The 17,001-nt window shown below is 29.9% G+C and carries 18 protein-coding genes; 11 read left to right on the top strand and 7 right to left on the bottom strand.

What is annotated here, in order from left to right; genetic code table 11:
- The first annotated feature begins 25 nt into the window (after nt 1-25).
- Complete coding sequence (hisB, locus tag PXD04_RS12730) at nt 26-610, top strand: imidazoleglycerol-phosphate dehydratase HisB (RefSeq protein WP_323737249.1); 585 nt, start codon at nt 26-28, stop codon at nt 608-610.
- Nucleotides 611-635: 25 nt separating this feature from the next.
- On the opposite strand, the gene PXD04_RS12725 is transcribed toward hisB, so the two are convergent.
- Together PXD04_RS12725 and cfbB are read right to left on the bottom strand one after the other, a co-directional pair.
- Nucleotides 636-1,466 carry a F420-dependent methylenetetrahydromethanopterin dehydrogenase gene (locus tag PXD04_RS12725; protein WP_323737248.1) on the bottom strand — a complete coding sequence of 277 codons (831 nt, stop codon included), beginning with the start codon at nt 1,464-1,466 and terminating at the stop codon, nt 636-638.
- Between the two features lie 16 nt (nt 1,467-1,482).
- The gene (cfbB, locus tag PXD04_RS12720; RefSeq protein WP_323737247.1) at nt 1,483-2,841 is read right to left on the bottom strand and encodes a Ni-sirohydrochlorin a,c-diamide synthase; all 1,359 of its coding nucleotides are present in this window, start codon (nt 2,839-2,841) and stop codon (nt 1,483-1,485) included.
- Between the two features lie 199 nt (nt 2,842-3,040).
- Here cfbB and PXD04_RS12715 point away from each other — a divergent pair, with 199 nt between their 5' ends.
- From PXD04_RS12715 to PXD04_RS12705, 3 genes are read left to right on the top strand one after another with little or no spacing between them, the layout of a single operon-like run.
- Complete coding sequence (locus PXD04_RS12715) at nt 3,041-4,183, top strand: VWA domain-containing protein (protein WP_323737246.1); 1,143 nt, start codon at nt 3,041-3,043, stop codon at nt 4,181-4,183.
- An 11-nt stretch (nt 4,184-4,194) separates the two neighbouring features.
- Nucleotides 4,195-5,346, top strand: coding sequence for a tRNA uracil 4-sulfurtransferase ThiI (gene thiI, locus PXD04_RS12710; RefSeq protein WP_323737245.1), 1,152 nt, complete (start codon nt 4,195-4,197; stop codon nt 5,344-5,346).
- Nucleotides 5,347-5,382: 36 nt separating this feature from the next.
- Nucleotides 5,383-5,625 carry a DUF3781 domain-containing protein gene (locus tag PXD04_RS12705; RefSeq protein ID WP_323737244.1) on the top strand — a complete coding sequence of 81 codons (243 nt, stop codon included), beginning with the start codon at nt 5,383-5,385 and terminating at the stop codon, nt 5,623-5,625.
- Here PXD04_RS12705 and PXD04_RS12700 read toward each other — a convergent pair whose 3' ends face one another.
- Nucleotides 5,626-6,840: a GMC family oxidoreductase N-terminal domain-containing protein gene (locus PXD04_RS12700; RefSeq protein WP_323737243.1), complete on the bottom strand. Its 1,215-nt coding sequence runs from the start codon at nt 6,838-6,840 to the stop codon at nt 5,626-5,628. It abuts the gene before it with no gap.
- Between the two features lie 3 nt (nt 6,841-6,843).
- Entirely contained in the window at nt 6,844-7,389 is a 546-nt protein-coding gene (locus PXD04_RS12695; protein ID WP_323737242.1) for a hypothetical protein, read from the bottom strand.
- Between the two features lie 118 nt (nt 7,390-7,507).
- Here PXD04_RS12695 and nucS point away from each other — a divergent pair, with 118 nt between their 5' ends.
- Nucleotides 7,508-8,269: an endonuclease NucS gene (nucS, locus tag PXD04_RS12690; protein WP_323737241.1), complete on the top strand. Its 762-nt coding sequence runs from the start codon at nt 7,508-7,510 to the stop codon at nt 8,267-8,269.
- Between the two features lie 15 nt (nt 8,270-8,284).
- Here the strand turns inward: nucS and PXD04_RS12685 are convergent, their stop codons facing one another.
- Nucleotides 8,285-8,701 (bottom strand): hypothetical protein, encoded by a 417-nt coding sequence (locus PXD04_RS12685; protein ID WP_323737240.1) that lies wholly within the window; start codon nt 8,699-8,701, stop codon nt 8,285-8,287.
- Nucleotides 8,702-8,714: 13 nt separating this feature from the next.
- Complete coding sequence (locus tag PXD04_RS12680; RefSeq protein ID WP_323737239.1) at nt 8,715-8,972, bottom strand: ferredoxin; 258 nt, start codon at nt 8,970-8,972, stop codon at nt 8,715-8,717.
- A gap of 79 nt (nt 8,973-9,051) precedes the next feature.
- Here PXD04_RS12680 and PXD04_RS12675 point away from each other — a divergent pair, with 79 nt between their 5' ends.
- On the top strand, nt 9,052-9,885 hold the full coding sequence (locus PXD04_RS12675) for a carbon-nitrogen hydrolase family protein (RefSeq protein WP_323737238.1): 834 nt from the start codon (nt 9,052-9,054) through the stop codon (nt 9,883-9,885).
- 11 nt (nt 9,886-9,896) lie between these two features.
- Here PXD04_RS12675 and PXD04_RS12670 read toward each other — a convergent pair whose 3' ends face one another.
- Nucleotides 9,897-10,478, bottom strand: a complete 582-nt coding sequence (locus tag PXD04_RS12670; protein ID WP_323737237.1) for a HEAT repeat domain-containing protein — start codon at nt 10,476-10,478, stop codon at nt 9,897-9,899.
- 131 nt (nt 10,479-10,609) lie between these two features.
- Between PXD04_RS12670 and PXD04_RS12665 the strand changes: the two genes are divergently transcribed.
- From PXD04_RS12665 to PXD04_RS12645, 5 genes are all read left to right on the top strand, one after another.
- Entirely contained in the window at nt 10,610-11,344 is a 735-nt protein-coding gene (locus tag PXD04_RS12665; protein WP_323737236.1) for a metallophosphoesterase, read from the top strand.
- Nucleotides 11,345-11,354: 10 nt separating this feature from the next.
- Nucleotides 11,355-13,937, top strand: a complete 2,583-nt coding sequence (locus PXD04_RS12660; protein WP_409988267.1) for an ATP-dependent helicase — start codon at nt 11,355-11,357, stop codon at nt 13,935-13,937.
- A gap of 175 nt (nt 13,938-14,112) precedes the next feature.
- Nucleotides 14,113-15,111 carry an AraC family transcriptional regulator gene (locus PXD04_RS12655; RefSeq protein ID WP_323737235.1) on the top strand — a complete coding sequence of 333 codons (999 nt, stop codon included), beginning with the start codon at nt 14,113-14,115 and terminating at the stop codon, nt 15,109-15,111.
- A gap of 114 nt (nt 15,112-15,225) precedes the next feature.
- Complete coding sequence (locus PXD04_RS12650; protein ID WP_323737234.1) at nt 15,226-16,830, top strand: sodium:solute symporter family protein; 1,605 nt, start codon at nt 15,226-15,228, stop codon at nt 16,828-16,830.
- Complete coding sequence (locus PXD04_RS12645) at nt 16,827-16,940, top strand: symporter small accessory protein (RefSeq protein WP_336470717.1); 114 nt, start codon at nt 16,827-16,829, stop codon at nt 16,938-16,940. Before PXD04_RS12650 ends, PXD04_RS12645 begins: the two co-directional genes overlap by 4 nt.
- Nucleotides 16,941-17,001 lie beyond the last annotated feature (61 nt).

Below are 17,001 nucleotides of genomic sequence, written 5' to 3'. Positions count from 1 at the left end.
AATAATAAGAAACAAGGTGTTAAAATTGGTTAATAAGAGGATTGTAAAATTAAACAGAACAACAAAAGAAACAGATATAGAAATTGAATTAAACATAGATGGAAAAGGAAATAGTAACATAGACACGGGACTAAAATTTTTGGATCATATGTTAGATTCATTTAGTAGACATGGATTCTTTGACTTGAATATTAAGGCAAATGGAGATATTGAAGTTGATGACCATCATACAGTAGAAGATACTGCATTATTATTAGGAGAATGTTTTAAAGAAGCATTAGGTGATAAAAAAGGAATTGAACGTATGGGTTTTAGTATTGTGCCAATGGATGAATCTTTAGCACAAGTAGCCGTTGATATAAGTGGAAGAAGTTATACTGTGTTCGATGCCGAATTTAAATTTCAGAAAATAGGAGATATTAGCTCAGAAAATGTAAAACATTTCATAGAATCTTTTGCTAATACTGGTTTAATGAATATTAATATAAAAGCAGAGGGTGAAAATGATCATCATATCTGTGAAGCTATTTTTAAATCTTTAGCTCGTTCATTGAATAGTGCAACAAAAATTACTCATGACCAAATTTTAAGTACTAAAGGAAAATTATGAAAATTTTCCTTGTAACACCTTTTTTTTATTTATATGTATCGATTAATGATTGTCTAACCCATACTGATCCATCTTTAGCATGTGATGTTCTTAAAACAGTATCATTGGATTTTTCTAATTCTCTGGCTTCATCAGCAAGTTTTGCTGCGGCAGACATTAATTCATGGGATGCTGTTACTAAAGGTATGTAAATATCGGGTTCATTTATTTTAAAACAAGCTTTCATGTTCATTTCAGAAACCATTGTAGCCATATTAAATGCTGCAATTGCTTTACCCATGGCGTATGGATTTTTAAATCCTGCATTGAATACAGCTAATTCTGCATTTACTATTAGTTCAGGTAAATCTATTGGTTCTTTTTCAATGAGTTGTTCTATAATTGAATCGATAGCTTGTGTTATTAGTCTTAATGTTCCTGTGATAGATAAAACTTTTAATACGTCAGCATTAAATAAAGCCATTTCTGTAGGATCCAAAAATTCCCTTCTAGCTCCAATCATAGCATCTGCGCGTACGAGAATATAACCTAATCCTTCTTCTTTCATTTTATTTATTGCTTTTTCGCCAGGTTGATCCCCCACAATAATAACGGGTATATCCGTTTTTGATAATTCTTCTCTTGCTTTTCTAGGCTGTTTTGCATTAGGGTTAGGACTTATGAAAATAATTAGATCCGGATTATAATCAAAAATTTTTGGAAGTACTTCTTCCACTTGTTCTTGTCCCATTTTTGCTCCAGTTCCTATAGTTCTTACATCGATATCTTCACGATCAGCTCGTTCATCTAGAATTAAATCTATTATTGTTGATGTTCCGATATTTCCCACTTTTATTATTCCTATTTTAACTACCATATTTTTTTTACTTCCTTTAGTTTTCTATTGCTGATTGTGTGAAGTTATATGCAAATTCAGGTATACATGAAGTATGTGTATGAATATAACTTGCAACTGTGTTATTTTTTAGTAATCCATCATATTTTCCAGTGATTCCTACACCACGTTTCATTTTAAAAGCAAAATCTTGTTTATTAGATCCTTTGTATTCTACTTTAGAATAGTGAAATTCATGTCCATGATATTGCGTGTTTTTCTTTAATATTGGATTATCTTGTATTACTTCTGCTATTGTATAACTTAATCCTTGAACTTTTTTTGTTAAGTATGATTCGTATGGAAAAACATTTACCATTGATTCGTTGTTTATTGATTTTGATAGATACATCAATCCTCCACATTCTGCATAAATTGGATGATTATCTTCTGAGAATTTTTTTATTGATTTTAACATTGATGTATTAGATGATAATTCTTTTTTGAAGATTTCTGGGTATCCTCCACCTAAATATAATGCATCTACGTCTGGAATATTTTCATCATGTATTGGGCTGAAATATTTTAGTTCTGCATTATTTGCTTCCAATGCTTCTAAATTTTCTTTGTAATAAAAATTAAATGCTTCGTCAAATGGTATTCCTATTTTTGTTTTTTCTCTTGTTTTATTATTTGACCATATTGGTTCATAAGTATCTGAAATTGGTTGAGAATTGTCCATTATCTCTTTTAATAAATCTAAGTCAATATTGTCTTCTATTAAGTTGCCCCATTTTTCTATCAAATCTTTTATTCTTTCTTCTTCAACTGCTGGTATTAGTCCTAAATGTCTTTGTTCCATTGTTATTGATTTATCACGTATTATTCCACCTAATACTTTTGTATTAGATAATGTTTCTACTGCTTCTTTAGTTTTTAGGTAATGTTTTTGGCTTTTAACATTATTTAATATTACTCCTTGTATATTCACTTTATTGTCTAATGCTTTGAAACCTAAAGTCATTGCTGCAGCACTTCGAACTAAACTTCTGCTGTTTATTATTAATATTATGGGAGCATGTAATGCTTTTGCTATAGAAGATGTTGTTCCGACATCAGTGATTGGACTTATGCCTTCATATAGTCCTCTTACACCTTCTATTATACCATAATCTGCTTTTGATGCATTCATTCCCTGTTTGAATGATTGTCTTATTTGACCTTCAGACATGAAAAAAGAATCTAAATTTCTTGCATCAAATCCTGTTGCTATTTTATGATAAGATGGGTCTATGTAGTCTGGACCTACTTTAAATGATTGAATTTTATGTTTTTTTGATAATGCTCTCATTATTCCTGTTGAAATAGTGGTTTTTCCAACTCCACTTCCAGTTCCTGATAATACTACTCTTTTCATATAAATCCTTTAATTTTTGATTATGTGAAGTATTTATTTAATATATTATTATATTTTTAAGTTATAAGATATAATTTTTAGTAATTGAAAAGAAGAAAGTTATTATACTAAAAAACAAAAATATAACAATGTTAAAGTAAGTATAGAAATACAATAAATTTCATATAAATATATAAAGATTATATCAGGAGACAACCCCATGGTTAATGAAAGAATAGTTGCTTTATCAAATCAACTAAGAGAAGAAGGAGTACCCGTAAGTGTAAGAAGCACCGAAACAGCTTGTGACGTATGGGAATTAATGAAAAACACGACGAAAATAGAAGACATGCAAAATGCTCTAAAAAGTGTATATATAAAAGATACTCATGATGAAGAAAAATTTGATGTTATATTTGAAGAACTATTTCAAGACCCTGATGAAATAATTAAACACAAAACAAAAGAAACCTCAGACAGTGCATTTAAAGATCCTGCAATAGAACAAGAAGACATTATGGGAATGCCTGATTCACAAATAACTGATTTACCATTAGACCAGATTATTCCTCCCGAATTTGATGCAGAGAATTTACAACAAAATAAAATACATGAAAAAGATTTGTTGAAAACAGATATCAATCACCTAAACACATTTGATGAACGTATTGTAGATTTATGTAGAAAACTAGCACAAAAAATTGCGAACAACAGAGCAAGAAGAAAAAGATTACTTAAATCAAGCAACATAAATATGCCCAGAACAATACGCAAAAACTTGAAAAACGGTGGAAAATTAATAGATATTGAATATAATAAACCAAAAATTAATAAAACAAAACATATATTTTTAAATGATGTAAGCGGATCTTGTGATTGGATTAGCAATTGGTTTTTTTCAATAATATATGGTTGTCAAAAATCATTCGACAAAATAACTTGCTATGAATTTGACAATAAAATAATTGAAACAACAGATGCATTAAAAACGGAATCCTATGAACTGTCCTACGAAACAGTGACATTAAAAAAATTACAAAGAGGAATGATACATGGCCAAACAGATATGGCAAATTCTTTTAAAGAATTTCTAAACAAGGCCCATTTAAATCATAAAACTAATGTTATAATACTAACTGATTGTAGAGATTGGCAAGGAAAAAGAGAAGAAGGTATATTAGAAAGTGCTTCACTCCTTAAAGAAATAGTAACAAAAAGTTCAAAAGTCCTAATATTTAACCCAGAACCTATGAACAAATGGAACACACCAACCAGTTGTGTCAAAGATTATCAAAATGCAGGTGCTGAAGTATATGAAATAAAAGATTTAAATAACCTGGCCAGATTAATAACGAAATTATAGGAGATAACTTAATGAAATACTTTGTACGATATGGAGAAATCGGTGTAAAAAGTCCTAAAATTAGAAGAAAATTTGAAAATAAATTAATAGCCAATATTAAAACAGAATTAGACTGTGAATTTGATAATGACCAAGGAAGACTAACATTAATTACTGATGAAAATGATGAAAAAGTAAGAGATGTACTTGGAAGAGTATTCGGTATTGTATCTTATAGCCCTATTTTTGAAACCATAACAGATAAAGAAAAAATTGCTGAATTAATCAGGAAAACATTACCTCCTATGATTGATTCAGGAAAATTTAATCCAGAAAAAGATAGTTTTGCAGCAAAATGTAGGCGTGTTGGAAATCATGATTTCACAAGCCAAGAAATGGCAGCATATGCCGGTTCAATCGTGATAGACATAACAAATGCTAAGGTAAACTTATCCCATCCAGATTTTACAGTTTACGTTGAAGTACGTAATGATAAAACTTTTATTTATTATGAAAAAATTAAAGGACTTGGTGGCTTGCCTGTAGGTAGTCAAGGAAGAGTTGTATGCTTAATCTCAGGAGGAATAGATTCCCCTGTTGCTGCATGGTTAATGCTAAAAAGAGGTTGTTCACTTTCATTACTCCATTGTGACAATACACCTTATGGTTCAGGAACTGTTCCGAAAGTACTTGAAAATGCTGATAAATTAAGAAAATATTCAATGGGCGAAGATATAAAAGTATATTCAATAAAATTTGGAAACTACTTAGAACATGCACAAAAAGAGGCTCCTCCACGCATGACTTGTGTTTTATGTAAAAGTGGAATGTATCAATCCGCTGAAAAATTGGCCAAAAAAGAAGGTGCTAATGCAATTGTTGACGGTAGTAGTATAGGTCAGGTAGCATCACAAACATTAAATAATATTGAAGCGACAAGATATCATTGTAAAATGCCAATTTTTAGTCCATTAATCGCTTATGATAAAATTGAAATTGAAAGTATAGCTAAAAGAATTGGAACATATGAAACTTCCATTATACCTGATGGTGGATGTACTGCTGTTCCAAGATATCCTGAAACACATGCTGATTTAGATTTAGTGAAAAAAATTATTGAAGAAATAGATCAAAAATCAGCACTGGCCGAAGTAGCCAAAACAATATCAAGAATAGATCTTTAATCTATTCAACATTTTTTTCACAAAAAAATGATTCCTATGAAAGATGAAATATTGAAAAATAAAGAAAAAATTCATACAACAGAACTTGGCATTAAACGGGTGAAGAAAAACCTTCTTTTAAAAACAGATGATGTTGTAATGTATTGTATTAAATTAATAGAAAATGAAAATAGTGTTGTTGTAAAAAAAGGAAAAAATTATTATATTAACTATGATAATATTGAAATTACTCTTAATGCTTCAAGTTTTACTATTATCACAGCCCATATTAAAAGTTAATTATAATTTATTCGCCAAATATTGGCCCAGTCTTCTAGATAATGCTAATATAGTATATATTGGTGGTAGACCTGGGGCTTCAGGTAGTACTGAACCATCTCCCACGTATAAGTTTTCTATTTCTGTTTCTAAATTACTGTCTACGATTTCACCGATACGTGCTGAAGCAATTAAATGTGCTCCTCTTACATGAGTTGAGGACAAACTTTCAATATCTGCCCCTGCTTTTACCAGTATATTCCCTGCAATTGCGGCTCCTCTTGCGAGTAATGATGCATCTTCAAAGTCTATTCCTTTAACAACTTCATTCATATAAACATGACCCCTTAAATTATCTGGAACTTTAATCATGAAACTGATTATATCATCAGAAGTTGCATCAGGATGTGTTTCTTGGATTTTTGGTAATAAGAATTGACTTGTGTGTGATGCAATTACTATATGTGGTAATTTAATAAACTTATTCATTTGAATTTCATGATCTTGATTTGCACCTTTCAAGTATCCTCCTACTGTTATGAAAGGATCTACTGAGAATGTTTCTCCTGCTTTGATTCCTGCTGTTCTTAATAATTTTGGTGTTATCATACCTCCTGCAGCTAAAACCACTACATCTGCCATGAAAGTATTGCCTTTATTTGTTTTTACACCTTTTATTTTATTTTCTTCAATTATTAAACCAGTAACTCCTTCGTTAGTTATTAAGTTTACACCATTTTCTTGAGCTATTTTCAAATCTTCAATACTGCTCCATTTTGCTCCATTTGGACAGCCCCATGCACATTTACCACATTGTGTGCATTTATTAGGATTAATACCTTTTGGCATGTCTTGCATGTCCAAGCCTAATTCTGCTGCTGCATCTTTAAGTAGTTTATTTATTTTACCCTCATGAGATTTTGGCATTGTTTGTATTCCAATTTCTGTTTTAAGTTGTTCTAATTGAGGAGTTATATCTATATCATATTCTTTTAATTCTTCTACTAATGTTGGTACAAAGTTTCCTGCAATTACTAATGATGATCCTCCAACCAGATCTGTTTTAATTAACTCCATTTCATTTTTATCCCATACATCATAATATTTATATGCATCTTTTACTTCTGATAATGGGCCTTTTTCTATTATAGTAATGGTTACATTTGGATTTTTTGATAGTTCTCTTGCTACACTTAATCCTCCAGTTCCACCACCTACTATTATTACTTTTTTCATATATTACTCCTCGTATTTTCTTCTATTTTTAGCTTTTTGAATAGGTGATAATTCATCTAATCTTTTTCTGGTATGATATTTGACTTCTTTATTATTTGTTTCAATATTTTCTTCAAAATCTTTATTATAATTAAATGAATGTTTATTTTCATCTTTTTTAGTGTTGTTATTACCAACATATTGTTTGAATAATTGACTTAGATATTTTCCAATAATTGCAGAAATGAAGCATATTACAGCTGCAATTATCACAGGTATTAATAATCCCATGAATAAATTAAATATTACTTCTACAAAGCTAACCTTTATTGGAATATCAATTTTTGGCATGTAATTTATTAAGAATAAACCAGAAGGATAACTTAACATGTAGCTTATGATTGCATACAGTGCTCCTGAAATAACTGCACTTCTTTTATCTTCTGTTATAAATGGTATTATTATTCCCAATGCTACTAGAATGAACAAGTAACTTATTCCTATTCTTGTTAAAATTAATGCTAGGAAAGCTGCTACAATTATTGTCAAACTTTTTAAAATATTTTTCAAAGTTAAACACCTACATATATTATATGACATAACATTGCTATATTTTATAATAATATATATTTAACATAATTTATTAAATCTTTTATTTACAAATGTATTATTAGGAATTTAATAAGAAGTGATTATAATTAAATTTAAAAGTCATGAAAATCCAGATAATGAAGAAGCATTTGAAATAATACAGGAAGGTTTTGATAAAAAGGCCATGTTAATTATTTTATCAAAATGTCATGTTGAATATGAAGGTAGAGCCAGAAGTATTCTTGAAAGTGGAGACAGATTAATATTAATAAAAAAAGATGGAACTTTTGCAATTCATCAGGAACTTAATTTGGATCCAGTGAATTGGCAAGCACCTGGTTGTAAAAATAAGGTCTCATTAACTGATGAAGGGGTTATACTAACCAGTAAAAAAATTAAACCTAACGAAGAAATTAAGGTATTTTTAGATGAAATTTATAATGTAACTTATTATAATTGTGTAGATACTAAAGATCTTGAAATCAGAGGATATGAAAAACATATGGTTGATTTAGCATGGGAAAAACCCGAACTTATAGAAAAAGGATTTAGACCAACAAGACGAGAATATCAGACAGAAAATGGATTCATAGATTTGATGGGCACTGATTCTAAAGAACAATTAATGATACTTGAATTTAAAAGTAGAAAAGCCGGGATAAATGCCGTAAAACAATTAAAAAGATATGTTGATTGCTTCAAAGACAACAAAGATTTCGTTAGAGGAATAATTGTAGCTCCAGATATAACTACAAATGCATTAGAAGAATTAGAATCATTACAAATGGAATTTATTCCTATGGAAGCACCTTTAACACTTATTAAAGAAGACGTGTCAACATTGGATTCCTTTTTCTAAAAAAAAGAATATGAATTACATTAAAAATTCATAATCATCCCCATTTATACTTAAAAGTATTGCATCAACTATACAAGCCGTATTCCAACCAACAACTTTTGTTGCAACATCCCTTAATTCTGTAGGAATTTCTTCAGCACCATACGGCCTAATTATAATTATTGCTTTTTTAAATGCTTGAGCATAACGTATGTGCTCTTTAATTAAATTTCTATCATCATCCCACAATCCAGACAATACTATTAAAGCATCACAATCAGCAATAGCTTCAGCATATTTATTTTCAGAAATATCTGTAATATCCTCCCAACTAAATGCTTCTGTAGCTGATTCTAAGCGTGATATGAAAGTATTATAATCATCACATTCTTTTGGATAAGATATAAATAATTTCCAATCATTTTTTTCATTTTCAGGAAATAAATCTAACATATTATTACACCCATTATATAGTTGCATGACGTTCTATTTCTATTTCTTCACCACTATTTTCATCATATACAGTGAAGCAATCTTTTGGACAAATACTTGCAGGTGTTTCTATTTCATATAATGATTTTACTAATCCTTCTACGATTCCATCTTCAATGAAACCACCCTGCATATTAACTAGATTAGTTTCGTCCAAAAATAGTAATTGTGATGTTTTAGTACATGCTCCACAACCTTTACAATTATTTCTATCTATTTCAACTTCATACATTTTTTCACCTATTACTAGGTAATATGTATAACCTTTTAATTATAGATTATTATATAATTATTTAAGTTAGTTGATTAGTATGGATGAATTTAAAATTGCTTGTTGTCAGATGAATGTTATTAACGATAAAAAATCAAACATAACACATGCTAAAGAATTAATTGAAGAAGCATCATCAAATGGAGTAGAATTAGTAACTTTACCTGAGATGTTCAATACACCCTATGATAATAATAAATTTATTGAAAATGCTGAAGAAGAAGAAAATAGTTACACATTAAATAAAATGTGCGATATTGCCCAAGATAATAATATTCTTTTACAGGCGGGTTCTATTCCTGAACTTGAAGATGATAAAATTTATAATACGGCATACCTTATTGATAATAGAGGAAAAATTATTGCTAAACATAGGAAAGTACATTTATTTGATATTGATACGCCTACAATGAAATTTACAGAATCGGACACATTATCTGCAGGGAATACTATTACTACTGTTAAAACTCATCTTGCCACTATTTCATTAGCAATTTGTTATGATATACGTTTTAATGAATTTTGGACGATTATGAATCAACATGAGACAGACATAGTATTATTACCTGGTGCTTTTAATAAAACTACTGGTCCTCTTCATTGGGAAACTCTTATTAGAGCAAGAGCAATTGATAATCAGTCATTTGTTGTTGCAACTTCACCCAGTCAAATCAACAATGAGTATTATGTAGCTTGGGGTCATTCAATGATTGTTGATGCTTGGGGACGTATAATATCAAAAGCTGAAGAAAAAGAAGAAATTATTTATGGTAATTTAGATCCAGAATCTATTAATACTGTTCGTGAGCAGATTCCTATCCTTAAAAATAAAAGAAATGATCTTTATGAAACAATATATAAAAAAGAATTATGAGAAAAGATATGCTATTTTTTAGCTTTTTTTAATTCTGCTTCTATTTTTTTAATTGATTTATTGGCAACTTTTTTAAATTCTTTATCACCAGTTGCTGCACGTCTGGCTTTTTTAATTGGATCAATTGCTTTTTCTTCTTTGATATCTCCTAATGCTTTAGCTGCTGAAGTTCTCACACCCCAATCATCATCAGTTAATAATTCGATTATTGGATCTACTGCACTTTTAACTTCCATTTCACCAAGAGCTTTAGCTGCAAACTTTCTTATAGCAAATTCTTCTGAATTTAAAGCGTTGATAAGTTCTTCTGCTACTGTATCATCACCTATATCTTTTAATGCTAATATAACATATTTCTGAACTAAAGGATTATCTGAATTTAGAGCAGTGATTAATGGTTTTATTGCATCAGTCCCTATTTCTGCTAATGATTTTGCTGCTTGAAATCTTACATGAGGATTTTTATCCGTGAAAGTGTCTATTAATAAGGATATTCCTTCTTCAGGATATTCAGTTAAGTCTTTACATGCTTCCTGTCTTACTTCATGATTTTCATTAGCAAGATTTTCTTTAATCGTATTTATATCTGTCATAATAACTAATTCCGTATATACATGTTTATGAATTTATGATTATATATCTATAACAAAATGTTTATAATATTATTTGTTTAACAATTTTACTAAGAAAAAAAAATTTAACGGTTAAAGAACATATTATTATTATGAATTCACCTAATATCTATGGAACTGAAATAATAGGTAACTCTTTAAAAATAGGTAATACCATTATAATATCTGATTTACATTTGGGCTATGAAACTTCTTTGAATAATCAGGGATTGATGATTCCTCAGCATCAATATGAAAAATTAGTGGAAGCCATCGAATTCATTCATGAACAATCTAATGCAGATACTATTATTTTAAATGGCGATATTAAACATAACTTTGGAAGCATTAGTAAACAGGAATGGAAGGAAGTTTTAGATTTTATTGACTATTTATCCGATATTTTTATAGATATAAAGGTGATTAAAGGAAATCATGATAATTTTACTCAGTATATCTTGAATAAGAGGGATTTATCTTTAGATGAATTCATTATCATTGATAATTATATGATTACCCATGGACATAAAATACCTGATATAATACCAGAAGATGTGGATACTATTATAATTGGTCATGAACATCCGTGTATTGGTGTTCGAAGTCAGGAACGTGTTGAAAAAGTTAAAGCGTTTCTTAAAGGAAAATGGAAGAATTATAATCTAATAGTTTTACCATCTTTTACAACAATTACTCATGGATCTGATGTTTTGCATGAAAAAACTATTTCACCATTCATTAAAGATGTATTAGATTTTGAAGTTTTTGCTGTTGAAAAAGGTGAAGTTTATCCTTTTGGATTAATTAAAGATATTTTGGAAGTTGAACAAGAATTAAATAATTATTGAGTTGATAATTTTGCCTGTTGAATATAATGATGAGCATATCCATAATTTGTTGCATCCCTATGTTAGTAAATGGTTTAAAAGTAGGTTTGAAACGTTCACGGATGCTCAAAGACAATCTATTCCCCATATTAATGCAGGAAAAAATATTTTAATTTTATCTCCAACTGGTTCTGGTAAAACTTTAACTGCGTTTTTAGCTATTTTATCTGGGTTAACTAGTCTTAGTGAGAGGAATATGCTTGAAGAAAAGGTTTACTGTATTTATATTTCGCCTCTTAAAGCATTGGATAATGATATTTTTAAAAATTTAGAGGAACCTATTGAGGGGATTAATAAGATAGCTGGGCATGATGTTGGTATTAGGCAGGCTGTTCGTACTGGAGACACTACTCAATATCAGCGTTCTAAAATGTTAAAACATCCTCCTCATATTTTAATTACTACTCCTGAAACTTTGTCAATTCTTTTGGTTGCTCCGAAGTTTCGGGAAAAATTGAAAAGTGTTCGTTATGTTATTATTGATGAAATACATTCTTTAGCTGAGAACAAGAGAGGTTCTCATTTAAGTCTTAGTTTAGAGCGTTTAGATATGTTAACGGGTGGTTTCACTAGAATAGGATTAAGTGCTACGGTTAGTCCTCCTCAGAAAATTGCTAATTTTTTATCAGGATATTCTTGGGGAAAAGCTCGAGATTGTGAAATAATTAATGTTAATTATCTTAAACAATTGGATATGAAAGTTATGTGTCCGGTTGATAATATTATTGAAACTGATCAGGATACATTGAATAATGAACTTTATAATTTGTTACATAGGTTGATTCAAGAACATAAAACTACATTAATTTTTACAAATACGCGTAGTGGAGCTGAAAGTGTTTCTTATAAATTAACTCAACATTTTCCTAAGTATTATAATTCTGATAATGTTATGGCTCATCATTCATCATTATCGAAGGAAGTTAGGCTTGAAACTGAGAATGAACTTAAGGCAGGAAATTTGAAGGTTGTTGTTAGTAGTACTTCTCTTGAATTAGGTATTGATATTGGTTATATTGATTTAGTGATTCTTATTAGCTCACCTAAGTCTGTTTCCCGTGCTCTTCAAAGGATTGGTCGTAGTGGGCACCGTTTACATGAAAAATCTAAGGGAAAGATGGTTGTTGTTAATCGAGATGATCTTGTTGAATGTAGTTTAATACTTAAAAATGCTAAAGAGGGTAAGATTGATCGTATTAATATTCCATCTAATTGTTTGGATGTTCTTGCTCAGCATATTTATGGAATTGCGATTGAAGGAAGACAGAACATTAAACATGTTTATCATGTTGTTAAACAAGCTATGCCGTATCATGATTTAAGTTGGGAGGAATATGAACAGGTTTTACGTTATCTTGCCGGAGAATATTCTCAGTTAGAACAACGTTATGTTTATGCTAAGATTTGGTTAGATTGGGATAATAATACATTTGGTAAAAGAGGTAAATTAGCTCGTGTTCTTTATTCTACTAATGTTGGTACTATTGCAGATAGGAGTCATGCAAAAGTTAAGTGTAATGGTCAGATTATTGGAAGTATTGATGGAGATTTTATGGAACGACTACATAAGGGTGATACTTTTGTGTTGGGTGGTCGTGTTTACCAGTTCAAGTATGCTAGGGGGATGACTGTTACTGTTGTTCCTAGTGGCAGTACTCCTACGATTCCATCATGGGTTTCAGAACAACTGCCTTTGTCATATGATATTGGAATTTCTATTCAGAATTTTAGGGCTATTATGGAGTGGAAACTTTCTACGAATGTTTCAGAAGAGGATATTATCCAATATATTAAGGATTATTTGTATGTAGATGATAATTCTGCAACTTCGATTTATTATTATTTTGTTGAACAATATTTGTATAGTGAAATTCCATCAAAAAACAAGTTATTAATTGAATATTATACTGGATTTGGTGGTAGGAAATTTGTTGTTTTCCATTCTTTATATGGAAGGCGTGTGAATGATGCTTTAAGTCGTGCAGTTGCATATGTTATTGCTCAACGTTATCATCATGATGTTATGATTAGTATTGATGATAATGGTTTTTATTTAAGTAGTGATTCTAAAATTGGTGGTGCAGAAGCGTTTGAAGAACTGAATTGTGAGAATTTGAGGGATATTTTGATTAAAGCTATTGATAGAACAGAAACTTTAGCTAGTCGTTTTAGGGATTGTGCAAATAGGTCTTTGATGATTTTACGCCGTTATAAGGGTAGGGAGAAAAGTGTTGGTAGACAGCAGGTTACTAGTAAAATTTTGTTAAATTTTGTGAAGGAAGTTGATGAACATTTTGCTATTTTAGATGAAGCTCGTCGAGAGGTTATTGAGGATTATATGGATATTGAACATGCTTTGGAAGTTTTAAAATCGATTGAAGAGAAAAAAACCGTGATTAAAACAATAAATACCACAATTCCTACTCCTTTCGCATTTAATCTTGTTTCTAGAGGTTATCTTGATGTGTTAAAATATGAGGAAAGAGCCGAATTTATTAGAAGAATGCATGAAGCCATTATTCAAAAAATCAATGAAAATAGAAGAAATATATAAAAATAGTTGAATATAAACATTAGTTACTGAATTTTAACAAATGATAACAAATTTATATTAAAAAAGAACAAATAATAACAATAATCAACACACAGATATTTTTAATATAAATAACTAACATAGTAATAAATAAGGTTTATGATGAAACAATAAATAAACAGGGAGGAAAAACCATATGGCAGAAAAAAAATTATATCCTTCAGAAGAGATACATGTAAAAGAAGAATTTTCATCATACGTAACATTTGAAAATATAAGCGGTGGCCACAAAACACGCATAAAAATTCCCAATAAATGTGATATAAATTTAACTGTTTATGATTTAATCCCTGGAATTTCAGTAATTGTTGAACATTCAAATTTAATAGACATATTTAGAAGTAACAATGACATATTATACTATGAACATCCTGAAAACTCTTTATTATTAAATTATGTGGCTCAAGGACAATGTCAATACGAATTAGAACCAGATAAATACCTATTCATTAAAGAAAAATATATTAATGTTTATATAAAGGAATTAAACCCACATTCTTTCAGTTACATAGGTGACGTAACATTATACCATATAATAATAAACAAAAAGCAATTTAAAGAATTTGCAGGACATAATAAAGAATTCAATGAAATAATACGTGAATTATTTGAATCCGCAAAAAAAGAAAATTGTACAATATTCAAAGCTCCCAACAGAATAACTGAAATTATTGAAGAATTCAGTAAATTTGAGATTAAAAAAGAAAAAACTGCAAAATTATTCTTTGAATTAAAAGCATTGGAATGCTTATTAGTACTCTATGAAAATGGTGTTAAAGATGAAAAGAATGTTCAACGCACATATTCCGATGCTACAATACGAGTAGTTCGTAATATAAAAAATTCTTTATCACGAAATATAGCCAGTTATGTTTCATTAGACAGTTTATCCATGAGTTACGGTATTAATTTAACCACATTAAAAAATTGCTTTAAAGACATGTATGGTAAACCATTATACACATGGTATAAAGAATACAAATTCTACAGAGCTAGAGAACTAATAAAAAATACAGATTATCCAATATCAAAGATAGCTAATATGATTGGCTACAAAAGTAGCAGTAAATTCACCAAAGCATTCAAGAAAGAAGTGGGAGTACTGCCTTCCAGTTATCGTAAAAACAAAAAATAATCTCCAAAATTCATCCTTTTTTTAATTAATGTTTAAAGATTTACAATAACAGTAATAAAAGAGTAAATATATAATATAATATAGTAAAATTTAGTAACATAATCAGGAGATATAATGAATTACTTATTAACAATAATTATTTTAATTTACATTGCAATGATGGTTCTGGTTGGTTATGTTGCTTGGAAACGTACAAGTAGTAATGAAGATTATTTAGTTGCCGGACGTAAAACTAGTTCATTTATAATGGCACTTAGTTACGGAGCAACATTCATCAGTACTGCGGCAATTGTAGGTTTTGGAGGTTTAGCTGGTACAAATGGTTTAGGTATCCTATGGTTAGTATTTTTAAATATTGCTGTAGGAATATTCATAGCATTCGTATTCTTTGGTAAACCAACACGAGCAATAGGCAAATATTTAAATGCATTAACATTTCCAGAATTCTTATCAAGAAGATTTAACAGTAAATTCATACAATACTTTAGTGGATTACTAATCTTTTGTGCAATGCCAGTATATGCAGCAAGTGTATTAATCGGAGCTGCAAGATTTTTAGAAACAACATTGAGCGTCGAATTTCAGATTGCAATCATAATATTAGCAATAATCATCGGATTTTATGTAATATTTGGTGGATTAAAGGGTGTTATGTACACGGACGCATTACAAGGAGTAATAATGTTCTTTGGAATGCTTGTTTTACTAATAAGTATCTACTGGATACTTGGAGGTATAACAGAAGCACATACTGCATTAGCCAATATGGCTCCATTATTCCCAGAAACTGCTAAAGCTACAGGTGCAACAGGTTGGACAACATTTCCAAAGGTAGGAAGTGTGTTCTGGTGGAACTTAGTAACTTCCATCATAATGGGTGTAGGAATTGGAGCAATAGCACAGCCCCAATTAGCAGTAAGATTTATGACTGTAAACAGTAACCGTGAATTAAATAGAGCAGTATTAATTGGAGGAATATTCATTTTCGTTGCAACATTCTCTGCATATGTTGTAGGATCATTATCCAATGTTTACTTCTACCAAACTACTGGACAAATAGCAGTACAAGCAGCTGGAGGAAATGTAGATAAGATCATACCTACATTCATTAGTTCAGCAATGCCTGAATGGTTCACATACGTATTCACATTAACATTATTATGTGCAGCAATGAGTACATTAAGTACACAATTCCATTCACAAGGTTCTGCTATAGGACACGACTTATATGCTGCTAGACATAATGATAAAAAAGATAACATTAGTGTCACACGTATAGGTATACTTATAGGTATTATTTTAGCTGTAGTTCTTGCATTCATATTACCTGGAGGAGTAGTTGCACAGGGAACAACAATATTCTTTGGAATATGTGCAGCAGCATTCATGCCAGTTTATATATGTGCATTATTCTGGAAACGTACCACAAGGCAAGGTGCAATTGCAGGTATTCTAAGTGGAACAATAGTAAGTTTATTCTGTTTACTATTCACACACCAAAAAGAAGCCGCCGGAATAGGATTATGCAAACTTTTAACTGGACAAACAGTCCTATTCACAGCAATGCCATGGCCATATGTAGATCCTATGGTAATTGCATTACCAATTTCATTTATAGTGACAATTGTTGTAACATTACTTACACAGAATACTAAAGAAGAACAAGAAGAAATTGAAAAAATGTTCGATGCTAAAAATGTTTCAGGTGATGCACAATGATTGAAATATTAGGACTTAGTGATCCATGGATCCTTGGAGGATATCTGGGTTGTGTAGCAATTACAATAATTTGTGTAATCTACGGAGCAATTAATTGGAATAAGGAATAATTATTCCCCATCAAACCCCCTTTTTTAATATTAAAAACTAATTTTTTTAAATCTTAAAAAA

Origin of the sequence: Methanosphaera sp. ISO3-F5 (assembly GCF_034480035.2) — an archaeon.
In the GTDB taxonomy this organism is placed as follows: domain Archaea; phylum Methanobacteriota; class Methanobacteria; order Methanobacteriales; family Methanobacteriaceae; genus Methanosphaera.
Note: the sequence above shows the minus strand (reverse complement) of the source record. Positions and strands in the feature narration are given on the sequence as shown.